Below are 18,666 nucleotides of genomic sequence, written 5' to 3'. Positions count from 1 at the left end.
CCTTTCAGCGGTCAGCGCAGGCCGAAGCGGCGGTCCAGCGACCAGGCACCGCCGCCGCGTGCGACCAGCAGCAGCAACAGTGCGGCCCAGGAGAGATGGGTGGGCCAGGCATCGGGATAGACGAAGATTTCGATGACCGCCGTCATGCCCAGGAGCGCCAGCGCGGCGCCGCGCGTGAACAGGCCAAGGATCAGCAGCAGCGGGAAGAAGTGCTCGGCATAAGTGGCCATGTGCGCGGCCAGGTCGGGCGGCACCAGGGGCAGGTGGTATTCCTCCTGGAACAGGATATAGGTGCTGTCCTTGATCTCGAGGAAACCGCTGACCTTGGTGCGTCCGGAGAGAAAGAAGATCGACGCAATCGCCACCCGTGCCACCAGGGCCAGCAGGGAATCGCTGATGACGCGGCTGGCCAGGTCAGTGGCGCGTGCGCAGAGCGTGCAGCGTGGCCGGGCTTGGTCATCCAGGGTGAGAGGTTGTTCCATGATGTTCTCCGATGCGTTGTTCAGTGAAAGGATGTGAACGTTCCTGCCAACACCAGCTGGCCCAGCAGTTGGGCGATATCCAGGCCGGGCTCACGCGCCAGCGCCTGCTCGGCCGCGCTGGCGATGCTGCAGCCATCGCGGCAGGCCTCCAGGAAGCGCACGCCGCCCAGGCCCATTGACTGCCACTGCACGTCGCCTTGCGGACGGGTCAGCAGACCGCCTTCGCCTTGCCAATCCGGATCGAGTTCGCAGGGGCCGTCGTCGCGCCGGTTGGCGTTCCAGATGGTGTAGACCGGGTGCAGCGGATCGTGATGCCAGCGGCTGGCCGCGTGCGGCACCAGGGTCACGTCCTGCCCGGCGGCCAATGCCGCATGCAGGGCCGAGACATCCAGCAGCGGATCGTCGGCGGCCAGGTGGGATTCGGTCCAGCAGCGGTCCAGGGCGGCCACGCCGGGTAAATAAGGAAGTTCGGCCGCTGCCTCCAGCGTGCCGAGGAAGCCGGCAAAGCCTTCGCCATAGGCGATCAGGCTGGCCTCGCGGGGCAGGTGCTGCTGCGCGAAGGCCAGCGCGGCCGATTCCATCCAGGCGCTGCCGACCAGCCGGTGCACCGCAGGATAGTTGGCCAGCAGCGCATCGACGCAGCCCTTGAAGACGGTATTGCGATAGACCGCGAAGGCAGGCTGGGCCAGCAGCGCACCCACAGTGGGGTGGTCGCTTTGCCCCTCGAAGAGGGCTTGCAGGAAGGCGTCGTAATAGCGGTGTTCGGGAGCGTTCATGCGGGCTGCTCCTCACGTGTGTCGATGGCCGGATGCAGCAAGGCGTTGGCGATGTTGCGCTCGGCCAGCAGCACCTCGAAAGCCGGCACGTTGCCATCGCGCTCGATGAGCGTGGGCCGCTCGCCGGTGCGTGCCAGCAGGTGTTGATACAGATCCCAGACGGCAGCGGCAATGGGCGCGTCATGCGAATCGACCAGCAGGCCAGGGAGGCTGGCGTCGGCGCTGTGGCCGGCCAGGTGGATTTCGAGGATGTCCGCTACCGGCAGCTGGTCCAGGTACTGGCGGGCATCGAGGCCGAGGTTGGTGGCGCTGACGTGGACATTGTTGACGTCCACCAGCAAGCCGCAACCGGTGCGGCGGACCAGCTCCTGCAGGAATTCAGGCTCGCTCCATTCGTGCTGGTCCATGCGCAGGTAGTGCGAGGGATTTTCCAGCGCGATGCGGCGCTTGAGGACATCCTGGGTCCGGCTGATGTTGGCGGCCACGCGCGCCAGCGTCTGGCTGGTGCGTGGCACGGGCAGCAGGTCGGGCAGGTAGTGCCCACCTGCGCGCGACCAGGCCAGGTGTTCGGAAACGAGCACCGGTTCGATGCGCTCGGCCAGTTGCGCCAGCTGGCGCAGGTGCAGCGGATCGGGCGCGTCAGGCCCGGCCAATGACAACGACACCCCGTGCAAGGACACCGGATGCTGCGCGCGGATGGCCTGCAGCCAGGCCAGGCGCGGGCCGCCTTCCATCAGGTAGTTTTCCGGATGGACTTCGAACCACAGTCCCGGTGCCGTGCAGGCCAGCGCTGCATCGAAATGCTGGGGCTTCAGGCCCAGGCCGGCGGTGAGGGTGTGCGTTGTCATGGCCGATGGCTCCGCCAGGATCAGACCGGCTTGAGCGAACCCATGCCGCGCGGGGTCTTGATGGAGGTGCAGGTGCCGGCCGGGACGTTCTTCCAGGCGTTGCCCTGGTAATCCATCTTGGCGGTACCGGCGCAGGTGGTGCCTTCACCGGCCTTGCAGTCGTTCTGGCCGGCCATGGAGACGCCATAGCACTTCTCGACGGCAGTCTTGTTCATCGGTTGCTTGTCTTGGGCCATGGCGACGCCGGAGGCGAGGGTGGCGAGGGTCAGGGCGGCGGTGGCGACGAAGTGGTTCATGGTGTGCTCCTAGTAATGGATGAAGTGGAAGTGACACTGACCGGTGCCGTTGCGAATGCTGCGTAGCGTCCGATCTGCTTGTTAATTCGCAGGGAGGGGCTGGCCGGTTACAGGGCGCGGAAACTTTTTTGCAGAAATATTTTTCGCGCCAGCTGTAACCGGAGCGCAGTTGTGAACGAATACAAAATAGAGCGCGCCATTGCGCAGTCCGCCCGCAGGGGCTTACAGGGGATGTGAATGAAAACGATGGAACTGGTCAACATGCTGGCAGCCGGCACGGGCGAGCCCACCGGCCCCCTCCAGCGCAGCCTGGTGCGCAACGTGGCCGCGCGCATGGCGGTAGCGCTGGCGCTGGGGCTGATGGGGGCGGCCCTGCTGCTGGCCATTCTCTATGGAGTGCGCAGCGACCTGCGCGAACTGTTGCAGCAGCCGCTGTTCTGGATGAAGGTTTCGTTCCCGCTGGCGGCCCTGTTGGCCGGTCAACTGGTGGCCTCGCGCCTGGCCCTGCCGGGCATGCGCATGGGGCTGGCCCCGGCAGCTGGACTGTTGTTGCCACCGGCCCTGCTGTGGCTGGCAGGCGGTAGCTGGCTGGCGCTGGCACCACCCTCGCAGCGGCTGGACCTGCTGCTGGGCAGCAGCTGGGAAGTGTGTTCGGCCAACGTCGCCTTGCTATCGCTGCCGACGCTGGCGAGCATGCTGTGGTTCCTGCGCGGGATGGCGCCCACGCAATTGCATGCGGCGGGCGCGGTGGCCGGATTGGTGGCGGGTGCACAGGGCGTGCTAGTCTATTCGCTTTATTGCGTAGAGATGGCGCCGCCGTTCTGGGGCGTCTGGTATGTACTGGGGGTGGCGCTGCCGACGGGGGCCGGCGCCTTGTGCGGCCCATGGCTGCTTCGTTGGTAATCGGGCGGCGTTCCATGACTGAGAGTCCTTACCTGTTGGCCACTGGCGGCCCGGCCTTGCCGGAGGAGGCAGCGGACCGTCCCGGCCAGTCCGCGCATCCGGCCGAGGAGCGCCTGCGCACGCTGCTGCTGGCCGGTCTCGATGGCGATGCTGCGGCCTATCGCAACTTTCTCTCCGAACTGAGCGGCCGCCTGCGGGCCTTCCTGCGCAAGCGGCTGGTGCATCTGCAGGATGATGTGGAGGATGTGGTGCAGGAAACCCTTCTGGCCATCCACAATGCGCGCCATACCTATCGCCCCGAGCAGCCGCTGACGGCCTGGGTGCACGCCATCGCCCGCTACAAGCTGATGGATTTCCTGCGCGCCCGTTCGCGTCGCGAAGCCTTCAATGACCCCTTGGAAGAAGAACACGACCTGCTGGCCATTTGCGACGACGAACCGGCCCAGGCGCGGCGCGATGTCGGCGCCCTGCTCGAAGAATTGCCCGACAAGCAGCGCCTGCCGATCGTGCACGTCAAGCTGGAAGGCTTGTCGGTGGCCGAGACGGCGCAACTGACGGGGATGTCGGAATCGGCCGTGAAAGTCGGCATCCATCGCGGCCTCAAGGCCCTGGCCCTGAAGATCCGGGAGAAATTGCAACCATGAAGACTGAAGACCTGATATCGATGATGGCCAGCGGCGTGGCGCCGGTGGACCGCCGCTTGCCGGTAAAACAGATGGCCCAGGCCCTGGCGCTGGGTGGCCTGGGTTCGCTGTTGCTGATGCTGAAGATCTACGGGCTGCGTCCCGACCTGGCCGTGATGCTGGGCGTGCCGCTGTTCTGGATCAAGCTGGCTTTTCCGACCACGCTGGCGGTGGGCGCCATGCTGGTGCTGCGGCGCCTGGTGCGTCCGGGTTTGCGCGTGGGCGCGCGCTGGGCGGGCATCGCCTTGCCCAGCCTGGCGGTGTGGCTGGGGGGCGCACTGGTGCTGCTCAGTGCGCCGGCGGTGCAACGTCTGCCGCTGTTGATGGGGATCAGCTGGCGCAGCTGCCCCTTCAACATCGCGCTGCTGTCCATTCCGCTGTTCATCGGCATCTTCTGGGCCGTGCGCGGCATGGCCCCGACCCGGCTGCGCCTGACTGGCGCGGTGGCTGGCCTGCTGGCCGGCGCCACCGCCACCATGGTGTATTGCCTGCATTGCCCTGAAATGGGCGTTCCCTTCTGGGGCGTCTGGTACTTCCTGGGCATTCTCATTCCGGCCGCGGTGGGTTTGCTGCTGGGGCCGCGCCTGCTGCGCTGGTAACTTCTTGAGGGACAAGGCATGAGTGTCATCCAGACCGCCTTCGTGGCGGGTACCCGTGGCGCCTGGCGTATCGAGCGCATCACCGCTGTCACGGGCCAGGCGCTTGCCCAGGCCGACCGGCTGGCCGTGGTTGGGCCGGACGAGGCCGGCGATGTGGCCGCCGGCGCGCAGTGGCGCCTCGATGGCGCCACCGGCCATCCGCGCTATGCCACACGGCAGGAGCTCGATACCCTGGCAGCGGTACAGCAGGGGCTGGGCAGGCCGGAGGCACGCTGTGCGGCGCTCATCCCGATCCGCAAGAACCCGGCCTGGTGGGCCCTGGGCCAGGATGAACGGCGCGCCATCCTGGAAGAACAGTCGCACCACATTGCCATCGGCCTGGAGTACCTGCCGCCCATCGCACGCCGTCTTTATCATGCGCGGGAGCTGGGCCAGTCCTTCGATTTCCTGACCTGGTTCGAGTACGCACCGCAACACGCCGACGCCTTCGAAGAACTGGTGTCGCGCCTGCGCCAGAGCGCGGAATGGCGTTTCGTCGAGCGCGAGGTCGATATCAGGCTGGTCCAGGACGATCCCACCCTGCAAGGAGTTGTTTGATGAGTCTGCTTTCCCTGTGGCAGCGCGCCACGCGCAAGGCCGCTGCGCGCCAGGCTGCGCGCGACGAACAGCTGTTGATGAGCCTGTTCCTGCTGGCCTGGGCCGTGGAGGCCCGCGACCCCTACACCGGTGGACACCTGTGGCGGGTGGCGCGGCTCTCGCGCCTGCTGGCCGAGGCGGCAGGGCTGCCGTCCGAACAGGTGGCCCGCATTACCATCGGCGCCTTCCTGCATGACCTGGGCAAGATCGGCATTCCCGATGCCGTACTGGGAAAGAAATCGCGCCTGGATGACACCGAATATGCCGTCATCAAGACCCATCCCGAGATCGGCCACCGCATGCTGGCCGGCCATCCGCTGGCAGCCCTGGCTGAGGACGCGGTGCTGCTGCATCACGAAACCCCGGATGGCCGGGGCTATCCCTACGGACGCCGCGGTGAGGAAATTCCCCTGGCCGCGCGCATCGTTGGCATCTGCGACGCCTTCGATGCCATGACCAGTACGCGCCCCTATCGCAGCGGCATGCCCATCGGGCGCGCCATGGAGATCATCGAGGGCGAGCTGGGCAAGCAGTTCGATGCGAACCTGGGACGTCTCTTCATCGGCCTGCAAGCCCATGAGGAACTGGCCCACATCGTCGGCCACAGTGACGAAGGCATTCCGCTGCAGCGCTGTCTATCCTGCGGTCCCGTAGTGGTGCGTCCGCGCCATGCTGCCGCCGGGGATACGCTTTACTGTCCGGCCTGTCACAGCGAATACACCATCGCGCCGCATGACCAGGGCCTCATTGCCACCGGCAAGCAGGATATGGCCCGCGCGCTTGCAGTGCCCCCCGATAGCGGCCTCATTGGCCGCCTGGTCGGAGAAAACCTGGCCGCGCTGGACTGAACCACGCAACATGCGCCATGAAAAAAGCCCGCACACAGGCGGGCTTGTGGTGCAGTGAGCAGATCCCTCAGAAGGTTTCCCAATCCCCTTCATCTTCTCCGGCAGGCAGGCGAGAGGGCTTGGCTGCTGGCTTGGCCGCCGCCGCCTCCGCCTTGGGCGCTGCGGCAGGCTTGGCGGGCGCGGCCTTGGGAGCAGCAATGACTGCACGCGCAGCCGGGGCCGCAGCCGGCTTGCGGGGTGCGGCGGCCGCAGCCGGTCGTGCGGCAGGTTTGGCGCTCGCGGAGGCGGCCGGCGCAGCCTGGGTGGCATGAACCGTGCGCGCCTGGCTGCCATCGGTCTGGAAGCGGCCGACCAGGCCGGCCAGGGTGGCGGCCTGATCCTGCAGCGACTGGGCGGCTGCAGCGGCTTGTTCCACCAGCGCGGCGTTCTGCTGCGTACCCTCATCCATCTGCGTGATGGCGCGGCCGACTTCGGCGATGCCGGCGCTCTGTTCCTGGCTGGCCGAACTGATCTCGCCGACGATGTCGGTGACGCGGCGCACGCTGGCCACCACCTCAGTCATGGTGGCGCCGGCCTGTTCGACCAGTTTGCTGCCGGTATCGACCTTGGCTACCGAATCATCGATGAGGGTCTTGATCTCCTTGGCGGCCGAGGCCGAGCGCTGGGCCAGCGAACGCACTTCCGAGGCTACCACCGCAAAGCCGCGCCCCTGTTCGCCGGCACGGGCGGCTTCCACCGCCGCGTTCAGGGCCAGGATATTGGTCTGGAAGGCGATGCCGTCGATCACGCCGATGATGTCGGCAATCTTGCGCGAGCTGTCGGTAATCCCCTCCATGGTCTGCACCACCTGGCTGACCACGCTGCCGCCCTGGATCGCCACTTCGGAGGCCGATTCGGCCAGTTGGTTGGCCTGGCGTGCGTTGTCGGCATTCTGCTTGACGGTGGCGGTCAGTTCTTCCATGGCCGAGGCGGTCTCCTCGATGGAGCCGGCTTGCTGTTCGGTGCGGCCGGACAGGTCGAGGTTGCCGCTGGCGATTTCCTGGCTGGCCGTGGCGATGGTGTCGGCCGAGGTCTTGATGTTGGCGATGGTGCTCAGGAGCGAATCGCGCATGCTGCGCACTGCAAAGAGCAGGCTGCCCTGGTCGCCTGGTGCGGTCTCGATGTTGGGCGTGAGGTCGCCCTGGGCGATGCGGTTGGCGACTTCCGCTGCCTTGGCCGGGTCACCGCCGATGGTGCGCAGGATGCCGCGGTTGATCACGATCACCAGTGCCCCCAAGGCTGCCGCCACGACGGCAAAGAGGATGGCCATCTGCGTCAGGGTGCGCATGAAGGCCGCGTTGATGTCATCCATGTAGGCGCCGGTGGTCAGGTTCCAGTCCCAGGGCTGGTAGGCGATCACGAAGGAGGTCTTGGGCACCGGTTCGGCCGCGCCGACCTTGGGCCAGAGGTAATTGACAAAGCTGCCGCCGGGCTGGCTGCCGGCCTTGGTGATCTCGACGAACAGGTTCTTGCCGGCCGGATCCTTGAAGTTGGTGAGGTCCTTGCCATCCAGTTCCGGTTTGATCGGGTGCATGACGATGATCTGGCCGGAGGTGGAAATCGAGAAGTAGCCATCGGTGCCGTAGCGCAGGCTTTTCATGGCGGCCTTGGCGCGTTTTTGCGCCTCTTCCTTGCTCAGCGCGCCGCTTTCGGCCAGCGCACCATAGGCCTTGACCATGGACAGGGCGGTCTGGCCGATGTTGGTGAGGTCGTTCTTGCGTTCTTCCAGCCGCACGTCACGCACCATGAAGGCGCTGAAGACGGAAATCGCCAGTAGTGCGACCAGGCTCAAACCGAGTGGCAGCCACAGTTTCTTGCTGAAGGACAACTGGCCCATGATGTATCTCCCAATATTGTAGAGGTGCTCGCTGGCATCGTTGTGCCGGGACGATGGCACCTGGCCTGGCGGACCGGGTGCATCGCTTTGCGTGAGCGTTGTTGTTGCTACTAGGTCAAGGTGTTGTTCACGGGCTTTTGCTGACGAAATGCGCGCGACTTTGTCACTCTACCTCTGCTTTGCGGCGCTGATTGGCGGAACAGGAGGAGCAAGGGCGCGCATTTTTGCTCTTGGCTTGTGCTCCCTTAGCCGTTTTCAATGGCCCAAGGCGTGGCGCACCCGATACCAGCACTGGCCTATCCATTCACGCAGGGCGTAGCTGGCCAGGTCGAGGTTGCCGGCACGCGGCAGGTAATCGGTGGGGCGCGGGCGGGCGCGGTCCAGGAACAGGGTCGGCGCAGCCTGTACCTGCAAGCCTGTCTGCGTGAAGACGCGCATGGCACGCGGCATGTGGATGGTGTCGGTGACCAGCAGGATGCGTTCGACGCCCTCCGCCCTGAGCATGGCGGCCGAATAGCTGGCGTTCTCGGCGGTGGTGGCGGAGCGGGTCTCCTGCCAGCGTACCGCGACCCCGAAGTCGCGCTGGAGGTTGCGGGCCATCACCGCCGCTTCGCTCTGCGGCGAGCCGTCGGGACTGCCGCCCGTGACCAGGATGGGCAAGCCGGTCTGGCGGGCGAGATGGGCAGCATATTGCAGCCGCTTCATCCCCAGGGGCGTCGATTCGTCGCTGCCCCCGTATTCCGGCGCCTGGTCCATGCGGCTCGAGCCCAGGATGACGATGGCCTGGGCTTGGCCCGGGCTGGCCAACGGCGGGTATTGCGCTTCCAGCGGCCGCACTAGCCACAGGGCGCCGATGCGCGTGCTCAGTACCAGCAGGATCGTAGCGCCCAGCAGCATCAGGGCCAGGCCGGTGCGGGGCGCACGGCGGCGCAGCCAGGTACCGGCCAGGTAGAGCAGCACGGGCGAGACGGGCGGCAGCAGCAGGCTGCTGGCGATGGCGGAGATCAAGACCGGCAAGGACATGGACATGACAAGCAAACAAGGAGGTTGGCCCGGCATTGTGCGGCATTGCGCCGACCGGAGCCAGTCCTGTCGGCGGCCGATTTGCTTCGCGCCCCGTAATCCCCCAGAATGCGGGATCGCAAAGGGAAGGGCGCAGCCCAGGGAATACCGTGATACGACTTGTCTTGTTATTGCTGGGCGCCGATTTCATCCGCCGCAACTGGCATGCCCTGGCGGTGGCCGGCCTGGCCTGGGGCGCCATCGGGGTCTCGCTGGTCATCGATGCGCTCGATGGCGTGCTCAATTTTCCGCTCACCCTGTTCGGCTACCTGCTTCTGCTGGAAAGCCTGCTGACCCTGTGGGTGGCCAACAGCGGCATGGGCGCCCAGAAGACCTTGCGCTATGCCAAGGGCGGGGTGTTCCTGCTCATTGCCGTGCTGGTCATCACCCAGCACCAGGCCAGCAACATGGCGCTGGCCATGCTCTTTGGCATCGCCTTCACCATTGGCGGCGCGCTGCAGATCACCTCGGCCCTGGTGGTGCGCTTTCCGCGCTGGCGCATGGCGTTGTTGGGCGGCCTGGTGCAGATTGCCCTGGCGGTCTTCTTCTTCCAGCCTTATCCCACGCATTACAAGGGCACGCTGCCCTATTGCCTGGGGCTGGGCCTGATGTTTGGGGGCTGGAACATGATCTGGCTGGCGCTGCGCAGCCGCATGCTGCCGCAGCAGGCCTCGGCCGCCATACTGGCCGAGCGCAACAGCGGCGACGACCGGCCCTTCGATGCCGGACTGCATGACGGTGCGCCTGACCTGCAAGCACGGCTGGACACGCCGGCGATGCCTACGCCGGCTTCCGCGTCCGCGGCGCCCATGACGGTGCATGTGTGGACGCCGGCCGGCAGCGCCAAGGGCCCGGCGCGGCGGCAACCGGTGATCGACCGCTACATCGCCGCCGTCAACATGCAGGGCGTCATCTCGACCGGCCATGCGGCGCTGGAGATCCAGCCCGACTTGTACATCAGCCTTTATCCGGCCGAGGAAATCGACCGCTCGCCGGACCAGTTCGCCCGCCTCTTGCGCGCCACCGCCGACAACGACGTCAAAGGGCGCTACCTGAGCGACTACCGCAGCGAAGCCGCAGCCTGGTGTGATTCGACGGAAAAGATCGTTTTCCGCGATTACCGGCGCGCCGCGCTGGACCGCTTCTGGCAGCATTACCGCCAGACCGAGATCTACAACCTGACCTACCGCAACTGTTCCAGTACCGTGGCCCATGCGCTGGAGGCGGCGCTGGAAGGCGTCATCGGCGCTCGCGACCGGCACTGGTTCAATGCGGTGCGGATGATGTTCACCCCCGAGATCTGGGTCGCCAGCCAGATCCGCAAACGTGCCGTGACCATGGCCTGGACCCCCGGCATGGTGCTGGACTATGCCCGCGCATTGCGGGCGGTGGTGCATCCGCGTCCCTTGTCCTGGGCGGCCTCGCTGCAGTTGGCAGTGCGCCAGAGCCGGCGCTTGCGCAAGGCCTGGCGCGCCACCCGGGGCCAGGCTGATGCCGATTCCTCTCTCGTGAAGAAACCATGACACTTCCCCTCACCGCGCAGGAACACTGGATCGACGCCGCCGACGGCACCCGCCTGTTCTGCCGCGACTGGCTGCTGCCCGGTGCCACCTCGGCCGTGCAGATGGTGCATGGCCTGGGCGAGCACGGTGGACGTTACAGCGCCCTGGCGCAGCTGTTCAACCAGGCCGGACTGTCGGTACGTATCTGCGACCATCGCGGTCACGGCAATTCGGGCGGGCGGCAGGGCAGCCTCATCCAATCGGACGACCTGCTGCGCGACCTGAAGCAGAGCTTCGATGACTTCAGCCGCCGCACCGAGTGCACCCCGATCCTGTTCGGCCACAGCATGGGGGGGCTGGTGGCCGCGCGCTTTGCTACCGGCGGCTTCAGTCCCGTTCGGGCGCTGGCCTTGTCCTCGCCTGCGCTGGCGCTGGATCTGTCGGGCTGGCAGCAATGGCTGCTGAAGGTGTCCTCCTTCATGGCGCCCGGCCTGGCGCTACCGACTGCCTTGCCGGCCCAGCGTATTTCGCATGATCCGCATGCGGTGCGGGCGTACCGGGAAGATCCGCTGAATCACGGCAAGATCGCCCCGCGCATGCTCAACTTCATGCTCGACGCCATGCACCAGGCGGCGCGTGATGCCGGACAATTCACCCGGCCGGTACTGTTGCAGGTGGCAGGCGACGATGCCTTCGTGGCGCCACGCGGCAGCCGGGCGTTCTTTGAGGCCCTGCCGGGCCAGCGCAAGACGCTGCATTGGTATGCCTCGGCTTACCACGAGATCTTCAACGAAGAAGCGGGCTTGCGGGAGCAAGCCATGCACGACCTGCGAGAGTGGTTGCGGGTGTTGCCGGCGGTGGAGTGAGCAAACGCCCGGCGCCAGCTGAAGGAAGGTTCTGGAATTAACGTGGAATTACGCATGTAAAGCGCCGACATGGGGTCCCGGAGGGGCCCGATGCGGCGCTTTTCTACATTCAGGGTTGCCCGCTGGGAACGTTGGTGAACTGGCAGCGGCTGTCAAAGCCGACGAAGCCGGGCGCGCAGGCGCAGCCTTGCACGGCCAGCAGCAGGGCGGAGGCGGCGAGGAGGGAGGCAAGTCGCTTCATGCATCACTTTCGTTGCGTTGGCAAAGCTTGCGAGTGTAATGCGCTGCAGCAGGTTTGCAAGTGAGGGGGAAGAGCAGGATTTACCTCGGCGGTCGTCGATTTTCGTCGCAGCACGCCCCGCACGAGATATCATCTAGGATGATAATGGTGCAAATTTGCACCAAATAAATGCATTTCCTGCCGTCAGCGCACCCAAAAAGAAAAAGCGGCTTGTCTGCGTTGCAACGCGACAATCACCGCTTTTCAAGACTGCTCCGTGGCAACGCACTGCCCCTTGGAGGAGGCTGGCGCGGGCCCGGCCAGGGTACTGCTTACTTGACCGAAATCAGGTAGCGCGCGACCATGGCGCCGATGAGCAGGGTGTACGGGAGGATGTCGGCGACGATGTTCATGGTGAGCTCCGTGAGGAAGAAATTGATCTGTTGCATTGCAATATATTCGCTTCACGGGCGCGCTTCCACTTTTGAATCCCAATACCAGTTATCTGATTTGTGAATAATGTGGCGGTTGACGGTGGCTGCAAGGTCTTCTATTTTTAAAAATCATTTAAAATCAATGACTTGTTTCATTGCTCGCCAGCGCAATGAGCAAGCCCCTGTCGCGCGGTGTTTCATCCGCACGACAGGGGCTGTGGTGTAAAACAACGGAATGCGGCGCATTTGTTGCGCCGTGGGCCTTGGGCTTACTTGGCCAATTGCAGGGTCAGCCCGCGCAATTCGGTGCTGACCTGGACCTGGTAGCGGCCGCCCTGGGCAACCTGGACGGTCAACTTGTCGGTGGTCGGGCCGGCATTGCTGCCCAGGCTGCTGACGCGCTTGATGCTGAAATCGTAGCTACCCGGCTTGAGCCAGATCGACAGGTGCTCGCCGCCGGCAATCTGGGCCAGTACTACATCGTTGATGGCCAGTTCCAGCATGTCATTGTTGAGCAGTCCGGCGGCGCGGGTGAAGGTGATCTGCGACAGGCCCGCAGCCTGCTCGGTCATGCTCTTGATGTAGACGCGTGCGGCGGGGATGTCGCCGGTGGAAGTGCGCTCCACCGGGGTGGTGCAGGCGGCCAGGGTCATCAGGAGCGTGAGGCCGACGGCAATGGTCTTGATCATGTTCTTTTTCCTTGTTGGAGTAAGTGAGGCTGGACTCAGGGGCGTGGGGCAGACGATAGCACGACTGGCTGCCCGGTCAGCTGCAGCAGGTGCCGTTCGATGGCGAAGACGTGGCTATCTTCGGCGCCCAGGTCGCGCAGGGCCTGGGCCAGCTTGAGCAGGTATTCGCTGTTGCGCCCGCTGGGGCCGACGGCGCCGGCGATCTGGCGCGCGATCTCCAGTTCGCTGGCCGGGCCGGCGAAGGCCTCGTTGTCCTCGGCGGCGATGTAGATGAGACCTTCGGCGGTCTCGCCGTCCTCGAAGCGCATGGCCGTGGCCAGCCGCAGGTAGCCGTTCTTTTCACGGTGATCCAGGTGGGCGAAGACTTCCGGCGTAATCAGGTAAGCCATGCCGGCGCAGTCGGCTCCTGCTTCAGGCACCAGGGTCACGACCCGGCCCGGTGCCTCGGCGGTGCCGCGGTGATCGTGCGAGCCTTGCCAGAAGCGTCGCGCCCAGCCGGTGATGTGAGCTGGCCGGCGTTCCAGGTAAGGGAAGTCGGCCTTGAAGATGATGGAGCCGTAACCAAACAGCCAGACGCTGGCATGGTCATCGAAACGGCGCATCTGGCGATTGATGGCGATGGTGTTGACGGACATGGACACAAAGCAGGGCGACGGCCGGGCCGCCGGAAGCCTGCCATTATAGAGGGGAACGGCAGGCGGTTTTGCGCGGAAACTTTCACAGATGGTCATCGTGAGGTGATCTTTTGCGCATAAAATGGCGCCTGCCGGCCCGTCGTGCTGCCCGCCGGGGCACACACCATGGCGCTGTGGGCTTGCCTGTGGGAGGGAAGCACAGCTTGCCGGGGCCTTATCCGAAATTTCTGGGGGAAATCATGCGTGTCGTCGTCATGTTGCTGACGCTGGTCGTTGGCGTTGTGCTGGCCGGTTGCGAAAAGACCGATTTTGAGAAGAAATCCGAATCCGACGCCAATGCGCGCCGGATCTTCAACCTCAAGAAGGAGTCGTCCAAGGAGTAAGCGCACTTTGCGCCCGTTCTGGCGCAGCTTCAAAGAGAAACAGCAGGCACCAGGCCTGCTGTTTTCGTTTGCGCCTGTGGTGGCAGCTCAGTGATGCGCTGCGGCCGCAGGCAGCTGCCTTGCGCGCAATGCCTCGGCGCACTCATGCACCAGCGCCGGCCCCTGGTAGATCAGGCCGGTGTAGAGCTGCACCAGCGAGGCGCCGGCATCGATCTTGGCTTGCGCATCGGCGCCGCTGAAGATGCCGCCCACGCCGATGATGGGCAAGGCTTCGCCCACTTCAGCCTTCAGGCCGCGGATCACCTGGTTGGACAGCTCCAGCACCGGCTTGCCCGACAGGCCGCCAGCCTCTTCGCCATGGGGCAGGCCCTGCACGGCATCGCGGGTGATGGTGGTGTTGGTGGCGATGACGCCATCGATCTGGTGGCGCAGCAGCGCGTCGGCGACGTTCTTGACCTGTTCCAACTCCATGTCCGGCGCGATCTTGAGCACGACCGGCACATAACGGCCGTGACGATCCGCCAGGCGGCGCTGGGCCGTCTTGAGCTGCGACAGCAGTGAATCCAGTTCGGAGGCGCCCTGCAGCTGGCGCAGGTTCTTGGTGTTCGGCGAAGAAATATTCACCGTCACATAGCTGGCGTACGGGTAGACCTTTTCCAGGCAAGCCACATAGTCCTCGGCGGCGCGTTCGATCGGGGTATCGGCGTTCTTGCCGATGTTCAGGCCCAGCACGCCCTGGCGCTCCTGGTAGAAGCGCGAGGATTGCACATTGGTCACGAAGGCATCCACCCCGCCATTGTTGAAGCCCATGCGGTTGATCACCGCATCGGCGGCCGGCAGCCGGAACATGCGCGGCAGCGGATTGCCCGGCTGGGCACGCGGCGTGACGGTACCGACCTCGATGAAACCGAAGCCCAGTGCGGCCAGGCCGTCGATGTAGGCGCCGTCCTTGTCCAGACCAGCGGCCATGCCGACCGGGTTGGGGAAGGTGATGCCCATGACGGTGCGCGGATCGGCGGCCGGCTTTTTGGTGATGAAGTCGGTCAGGCTGTAGCGTGCAGCGCAGCGCAAGGCGGGCAGCACCAGATGGTGCGCAGTTTCGGGTTCCAGGGAAAACAGCAGCGGACGCGCGAGCGCGTAGAGGAATTTGTCGGACACGATGGGACGATCAGGAAAGGAAGGGGGCCAAAAAAACTGCCGCTATTCTAACGCGCACCGCCCATGCTTCCCCGCCTCGGCGCCGTCGTCGTCGCAAATTTGATGCCGCTGCGCCTGTTTTTGCAGACGATGCGCCACACAGCTGAAGCTTGCTTCAGCCTTCCAGCAGGCGCCATTCACCTTCATGCAGGGCTTCGAGTGGCTGGTAATTGGTCTTGTAGGCCATTTTCTGGCTTTCCTTGATCCAGTAGCCGAGGTAGACGTAGGGCATATCGAGCTGGCGCGCCTGTTCGATCTGCCAGAGGATGTTGTAGGTACCGAAGGAGGCTGTCGGCAGGTCCGGATCGAAGAAAGTGTAGACCGAGGACAGACCGTCATTGAGCACATCGATGATGCTGACCATGCGCAGGGTACCGTCAGGCTCGCGGAATTCCACCAGGCGAGTATTGACCTTGCTCTGCAGCAGGAACTGCGCGTACTGGTCGCGGCTGTCCTGGTCCATGCCGCCGCCGGCGTGGCGGGCGCACTGGTAGCGCAGGTAGAGCTCGTAATGCTCGTGGGCGTAGGTCAGGTTGGTGACCAGGGTCTGCAGGCCGCGATTGCGTTCCCAGGCGCGGCGCTGGCTGCGGTTGCGTTCGAAGTCGGCCACTCGGATGCGGACCGGGGTGCAGGCAGTGCAGCCATCGCAATAGGGCCGGTAAGTGAAGATGCCGCTGCGCCGAAAGCCCGTCTTGACCAGTTCAGAATACACATCCGCATTGATGAGATGCGACGGGGTGGCCACCTGGGAGCGGGCTTGCTGGTCATCGAGATAGCTGCACGGGTAGGGCGCGGTTGCATAGAACTGCAACGTGGAGAACGGCAAGTCTTTGAGATGCGTCATGTGCGTCCTGTCCTGTCTTGCTGGAGGCCGGCGGCGGGGGTCTCGGGCGCGCCGTGCGGTCCGTGGAGTCAGGTTCCAATTTACACCATTTTGATGCCCGCAGTGAAGAACGGCGCCAGCCTCAGTCGCGCCGCGCCGACGGGATGCCGTGCTCCAGCAGGTTCAGTGGTTCCCAGCCCCGGATCTGCGGCCACTGGATGGCTGCGCGCAGGTGGTGCAGGAAGTCGCTGCGGGCGATCGGCCGAGCGCCCAGCGAGGCCAGGTGGGAGGTTTCCTGCTGGCAGTCGATCATCTCCACGCCGTGGCTGCGCAGGAAGAACACCAGGTGTGCCAGCGCCACCTTGGAGGCATCGCTCACGCGGGCGAACATGGATTCGCCGTAGAACATGCGCCCGATCGAGACGCCATAGGCCCCGCCGACCAGTTCGCCGTTGAGCCAGACTTCGGAGGAATGGGCGTAGCCGGCGCGGTGCAGGCCGGTGTAGCCGGCCATGATCTCGGGGGAGATCCAGGTGCCCTGTTCGTGGCGGCGCGGACCGGCGCAGCCTTGCATGACCTGTTCGAAGACGGTATCGAAGGTGACTTGCCAGAGACCGTCGCCGTGGCGGCTGCGTTCGATGCGGCGCAGGGTTTTCTTGAGGCTGTCGGAGACCACGAAGCGATCGGTGCGCAGGACCATGCGCGGATCGGTACTCCACCAGAGGATGGGTTGGCCTTCGGAGAACCAGGGGAAGATGCCGTGGCGATAAGCTTCCAGCAGCCGCTGCGGCGACAGGTCGGCGCCTGCCGCCAGCAGCCCGGCCGGGTCGGCCAGGGCGCGGGAGACATCGGGGAAAGGCGTATCGAGGTCCAGCCAGGCGATCATCCGCGTACTCCTGCGGATCAGATCATGCGGCGGCGGATGTCTTCGGTGTGCAGCGCGAAGCTGCCTTCACCGCTGCGCACGTTCTTGAGATCGGCAAAGAAGGCGCGCAGGGTAAATTCCACCGTGGGGAAGGCGATGTCGTGCCAGGGGATCTGGTCTTCTGTATAGAGGGCCACTTCCAGGCTTTCGACACCGGCCTGGTAGTCGAGGTCGAGCAAGGTGGCGCGGTAGAAGAGGTGGACCTGGTGCACGTGGGGCACGTTGACCAGGGAGAACAGTTCGTGCAGCTCGATGCGGGCGCCGGCTTCCTCTTCGGTTTCGCGGCGGGCGGCGTCTTCTGTGGTTTCGGCGTTTTCCATGAAACCGGCTGGCAGCGTCCAGTAACCAAGGCGCGGCTCGATGGCGCGCTTGCACAGCAGGACCTTGGTTTGGCCATCCTGCTCCCAGACGGGGATGGAGCCGACCACCATCTTTGGATTCTGATAATGGATTGCGCCGCAGTTGCCGCACACATGGCGCAGCCGCGTGTCATCGGGAGGGATCTGCAGGGAGACTGTGTGGCCGCACTCGGAACAGAATTTCATAGAGGCTCGGAAGGTGTCTGTCTTTATATATAGTAGGGAAGGGCCTGTGGTGCATTTTCCTGCTGCGGCGACGGGGCGTTGGGACGCTGTCGTGGACGGCGACGGGAAGCTGCAATGCGGTTAGGAGTGTATCACTGTAAAAAGATTGCAGAAAATGTTTGCATTCCGATTTTACCTGCCCTATAATTGTTTTCTTCAGACGCGGGGTGGAGCAGTCTGGCAGCTCGTCGGGCTCATAACCCGAAGGTCGTAGGTTCAAATCCTGCCCCCGCAACCAAATGCTTTAAGGCGAAAGCCTTGCAGATAAAGGCCTCTAACGTGACAGCGTTAGAGGCCTTTTGCTTTTGCGTGACTCTGCAAAAACGGCCTGCGTGACTTTTGCGTGACCTTTTCAGCCGTTGACCACGCGCAAGATGGTCATCCTCTTCCGCCTGAGTTCGACCTTGTGGGCCTGATCGACCAAGCGCTCGCGGGATGATGTGCAGGCCGCGCATAGGGTCCCGCCGCAGTTGCTGGCGCGATGCCCAATAACCCTGGAGGGTTCGGGGATGTGACGAAGGCGTCGGTTGTGTTTGGCTGCAATGAGATCGAGCCGTTGCAGGGGTAGTTTGGTGCTTGAACGAGTGGGCCGGTAGCGATGTGATGCGTTTCAGAAAGTATCAATTGCCTCCGGACCACAAACCGCTGTAGCCCGGATTAAGTGGCTCCCCCGGCCATTGCTTGCATCTCATGCTCCGCCGCCATCGCCAGGAACGCTGACCGCGACATCCTCCGCGCCTGGGCCACGGCATCAATGCGCGCGACCAGGCTTTGCGGCAAGCTCACATTGAGCCTTGGCATTGACGCGCGACAGATCGATCTCCACCAGCATCCAGTAGCCGCCCCGGAATTGCCCATCGCCGGCCCAGTCCTCGGGAACGCTCGGATGCGGAATGGGCTCGGTCTCGCCATGGAAGTGCGCTTCCACAGCCTCCTGCGCAGCGGCAGGCAGATCCTGCAGCTTGTCCGCGCCAGCAAAGCAGCCAGGAAAATCGGGAAAGGCCGCGCCGCAGGCGCTGTCTGGATCCTTGTGGACGTAGATGGTATAGAGCATGAGTTCTCCTGGTGGCATCACTTCAGTTCGGTCTGCCGTCGCTCGACCTCCTTGACGACCATGCGCGATGCCTTGATGGCCTTATTGCTCCCGGGATAGTTTGTACAAAATATTCACTATCTCCTCCGCATCGCGGGCGGCACTGTTGAGGCGGTTGATGAGAAAGTCGAGGCTGTCCCTCTCCTCGGGCGCCAGCGGCTGGTCCAGACCATTGCGCACCGCGCTGGCCTGGAGGATCAGGGATGTCACCTTCCAGGCCGCATCGTAAGAGACCGCGTCCAGTTCATGTCTGATCCGGTCAAGGTCGGCTTTGGATGCCTCGCCCATTGTGTCCTCCTCGTTATG

General features: G+C 64.5%; 23 protein-coding genes, 1 tRNA gene and 1 pseudogene. 9 read left to right on the top strand and 16 right to left on the bottom strand.

Annotated features, from left to right (window positions below):
* Positions 1–11: 11 nt before the first annotated feature.
* Genes FYB76_RS24390 through FYB76_RS24375 form a run of 4 tightly spaced genes read right to left on the bottom strand, consistent with a single transcriptional unit; the run spans position 12 to position 2,402 of the window.
* Positions 12–482, bottom strand: coding sequence for a DoxX family protein (locus FYB76_RS24390; RefSeq protein WP_154135334.1), 471 nt, complete (start codon positions 480–482; stop codon positions 12–14).
* A 20-nt stretch (positions 483–502) separates the two neighbouring features.
* Positions 503–1,258, bottom strand: coding sequence for a DNA-binding domain-containing protein (locus FYB76_RS24385; RefSeq protein ID WP_154135333.1), 756 nt, complete (start codon positions 1,256–1,258; stop codon positions 503–505).
* Positions 1,255–2,106: a DUF692 domain-containing protein gene (locus tag FYB76_RS24380; RefSeq protein WP_154135332.1), complete on the bottom strand. Its 852-nt coding sequence runs from the start codon at positions 2,104–2,106 to the stop codon at positions 1,255–1,257. Before FYB76_RS24380 ends, FYB76_RS24385 begins: the two co-directional genes overlap by 4 nt.
* Positions 2,107–2,126: 20 nt before the next feature.
* Positions 2,127–2,402, bottom strand: coding sequence for a DUF2282 domain-containing protein (locus tag FYB76_RS24375; protein WP_034336271.1), 276 nt, complete (start codon positions 2,400–2,402; stop codon positions 2,127–2,129).
* 237 nt (positions 2,403–2,639) lie between these two features.
* On the opposite strand from FYB76_RS24375, the gene FYB76_RS24370 reads away from it, so the two are divergent.
* From FYB76_RS24370 to FYB76_RS24350, 5 genes are read left to right on the top strand one after another with little or no spacing between them, the layout of a single operon-like run.
* Positions 2,640–3,305 carry a DUF1109 domain-containing protein gene (locus FYB76_RS24370; RefSeq protein ID WP_229297082.1) on the top strand — a complete coding sequence of 222 codons (666 nt, stop codon included), beginning with the start codon at positions 2,640–2,642 and terminating at the stop codon, positions 3,303–3,305.
* A 14-nt stretch (positions 3,306–3,319) separates the two neighbouring features.
* The gene (locus tag FYB76_RS24365; RefSeq protein WP_088757451.1) at positions 3,320–3,949 is read left to right on the top strand and encodes a sigma-70 family RNA polymerase sigma factor; all 630 of its coding nucleotides are present in this window, start codon (positions 3,320–3,322) and stop codon (positions 3,947–3,949) included.
* The gene (locus FYB76_RS24360; protein WP_088757450.1) at positions 3,946–4,587 is read left to right on the top strand and encodes an NrsF family protein; all 642 of its coding nucleotides are present in this window, start codon (positions 3,946–3,948) and stop codon (positions 4,585–4,587) included. The genes FYB76_RS24365 and FYB76_RS24360 overlap by 4 nt, the downstream gene beginning before the upstream one ends.
* 18 nt (positions 4,588–4,605) lie before the next feature.
* Positions 4,606–5,184 carry a chlorite dismutase family protein gene (locus tag FYB76_RS24355; protein WP_088757449.1) on the top strand — a complete coding sequence of 193 codons (579 nt, stop codon included), beginning with the start codon at positions 4,606–4,608 and terminating at the stop codon, positions 5,182–5,184.
* Positions 5,184–6,071 (top strand): HD-GYP domain-containing protein, encoded by an 888-nt coding sequence (locus FYB76_RS24350; protein ID WP_195724713.1) that lies wholly within the window; start codon positions 5,184–5,186, stop codon positions 6,069–6,071. Before FYB76_RS24355 ends, FYB76_RS24350 begins: the two co-directional genes overlap by 1 nt.
* 67 nt (positions 6,072–6,138) lie before the next feature.
* Here FYB76_RS24350 and FYB76_RS24345 read toward each other — a convergent pair whose 3' ends face one another.
* Together FYB76_RS24345 and FYB76_RS24340 are read right to left on the bottom strand one after the other, a co-directional pair.
* Positions 6,139–7,947, bottom strand: coding sequence for a methyl-accepting chemotaxis protein (locus tag FYB76_RS24345; protein ID WP_154135331.1), 1,809 nt, complete (start codon positions 7,945–7,947; stop codon positions 6,139–6,141).
* Between the two features lie 255 nt (positions 7,948–8,202).
* Positions 8,203–8,976: a YdcF family protein gene (locus tag FYB76_RS24340; RefSeq protein WP_370516409.1), complete on the bottom strand. Its 774-nt coding sequence runs from the start codon at positions 8,974–8,976 to the stop codon at positions 8,203–8,205.
* A gap of 143 nt (positions 8,977–9,119) precedes the next feature.
* On the opposite strand from FYB76_RS24340, the gene FYB76_RS24335 reads away from it, so the two are divergent.
* Positions 9,120–10,532, top strand: a complete 1,413-nt coding sequence (locus FYB76_RS24335; RefSeq protein WP_370516408.1) for an HdeD family acid-resistance protein — start codon at positions 9,120–9,122, stop codon at positions 10,530–10,532.
* Positions 10,529–11,377: an alpha/beta hydrolase gene (locus tag FYB76_RS24330; protein ID WP_154135330.1), complete on the top strand. Its 849-nt coding sequence runs from the start codon at positions 10,529–10,531 to the stop codon at positions 11,375–11,377. The genes FYB76_RS24335 and FYB76_RS24330 overlap by 4 nt, the downstream gene beginning before the upstream one ends.
* A 109-nt stretch (positions 11,378–11,486) precedes the next feature.
* Here the strand turns inward: FYB76_RS24330 and FYB76_RS27015 are convergent, their stop codons facing one another.
* The 3 genes from FYB76_RS27015 to FYB76_RS24320 all read right to left on the bottom strand — a co-directional run bounded on the left by FYB76_RS27015 (position 11,487) and on the right by FYB76_RS24320 (position 13,355).
* A complete protein-coding gene (locus FYB76_RS27015; protein ID WP_255475342.1) occupies positions 11,487–11,618 on the bottom strand; it encodes a hypothetical protein in 132 nt (43 codons plus the stop codon).
* A 682-nt stretch (positions 11,619–12,300) separates the two neighbouring features.
* Positions 12,301–12,720 (bottom strand): NAD-GH domain containing protein, encoded by a 420-nt coding sequence (locus FYB76_RS24325; RefSeq protein WP_088757517.1) that lies wholly within the window; start codon positions 12,718–12,720, stop codon positions 12,301–12,303.
* A 35-nt stretch (positions 12,721–12,755) separates the two neighbouring features.
* Positions 12,756–13,355 (bottom strand): gamma-glutamylcyclotransferase, encoded by a 600-nt coding sequence (locus tag FYB76_RS24320; protein ID WP_088757516.1) that lies wholly within the window; start codon positions 13,353–13,355, stop codon positions 12,756–12,758.
* Between the two features lie 239 nt (positions 13,356–13,594).
* Between FYB76_RS24320 and FYB76_RS24315 the strand changes: the two genes are divergently transcribed.
* A complete protein-coding gene (locus FYB76_RS24315) occupies positions 13,595–13,738 on the top strand; it encodes a hypothetical protein (RefSeq protein ID WP_154135329.1) in 144 nt (47 codons plus the stop codon).
* An 87-nt stretch (positions 13,739–13,825) separates the two neighbouring features.
* Here the strand turns inward: FYB76_RS24315 and FYB76_RS24310 are convergent, their stop codons facing one another.
* The 4 genes from FYB76_RS24310 to FYB76_RS24295 form a co-directional block, all read right to left on the bottom strand.
* The gene (locus FYB76_RS24310) at positions 13,826–14,896 is read right to left on the bottom strand and encodes a quinone-dependent dihydroorotate dehydrogenase (RefSeq protein ID WP_220407889.1); all 1,071 of its coding nucleotides are present in this window, start codon (positions 14,894–14,896) and stop codon (positions 13,826–13,828) included.
* Between the two features lie 154 nt (positions 14,897–15,050).
* Entirely contained in the window at positions 15,051–15,779 is a 729-nt protein-coding gene (locus FYB76_RS24305; protein WP_088757514.1) for an arginyltransferase, read from the bottom strand.
* Positions 15,780–15,900: 121 nt separating this feature from the next.
* Positions 15,901–16,644: a leucyl/phenylalanyl-tRNA--protein transferase gene (gene aat / locus FYB76_RS24300; protein WP_154135328.1), complete on the bottom strand. Its 744-nt coding sequence runs from the start codon at positions 16,642–16,644 to the stop codon at positions 15,901–15,903.
* A gap of 17 nt (positions 16,645–16,661) precedes the next feature.
* Complete coding sequence (locus tag FYB76_RS24295) at positions 16,662–17,228, bottom strand: NUDIX hydrolase (RefSeq protein WP_088757512.1); 567 nt, start codon at positions 17,226–17,228, stop codon at positions 16,662–16,664.
* A gap of 200 nt (positions 17,229–17,428) precedes the next feature.
* On the opposite strand from FYB76_RS24295, the gene FYB76_RS24290 reads away from it, so the two are divergent.
* A tRNA-Met gene (locus FYB76_RS24290) sits at positions 17,429–17,505 on the top strand.
* Positions 17,506–17,924: 419 nt separating this feature from the next.
* Here FYB76_RS24290 and FYB76_RS26915 read toward each other — a convergent pair.
* From FYB76_RS26915 to FYB76_RS24280, 3 genes and pseudogenes are all read right to left on the bottom strand, one after another.
* On the bottom strand, positions 17,925–18,047 hold the full coding sequence (locus tag FYB76_RS26915) for a type II toxin-antitoxin system HicB family antitoxin (RefSeq protein WP_229297086.1): 123 nt from the start codon (positions 18,045–18,047) through the stop codon (positions 17,925–17,927).
* Positions 18,024–18,321 (bottom strand): annotated as a pseudogene (locus tag FYB76_RS24285) (type II toxin-antitoxin system HicB family antitoxin); the annotation flags it as partial. The gene FYB76_RS26915 and the pseudogene FYB76_RS24285, both read right to left, overlap by 24 nt.
* An 81-nt stretch (positions 18,322–18,402) precedes the next feature.
* The gene (locus tag FYB76_RS24280) at positions 18,403–18,648 is read right to left on the bottom strand and encodes a hypothetical protein (protein ID WP_154135327.1); all 246 of its coding nucleotides are present in this window, start codon (positions 18,646–18,648) and stop codon (positions 18,403–18,405) included.
* Positions 18,649–18,666: the final 18 nt, after the last annotated feature.

Origin of the sequence: Herbaspirillum sp. CAH-3 (genome assembly GCF_009668275.1) — a bacterium.
Lineage (GTDB): Bacteria > Pseudomonadota > Gammaproteobacteria > Burkholderiales > Burkholderiaceae_D > Herbaspirillum > Herbaspirillum aquaticum.
This window is presented reverse-complemented; position numbering and strand designations above follow the sequence as displayed.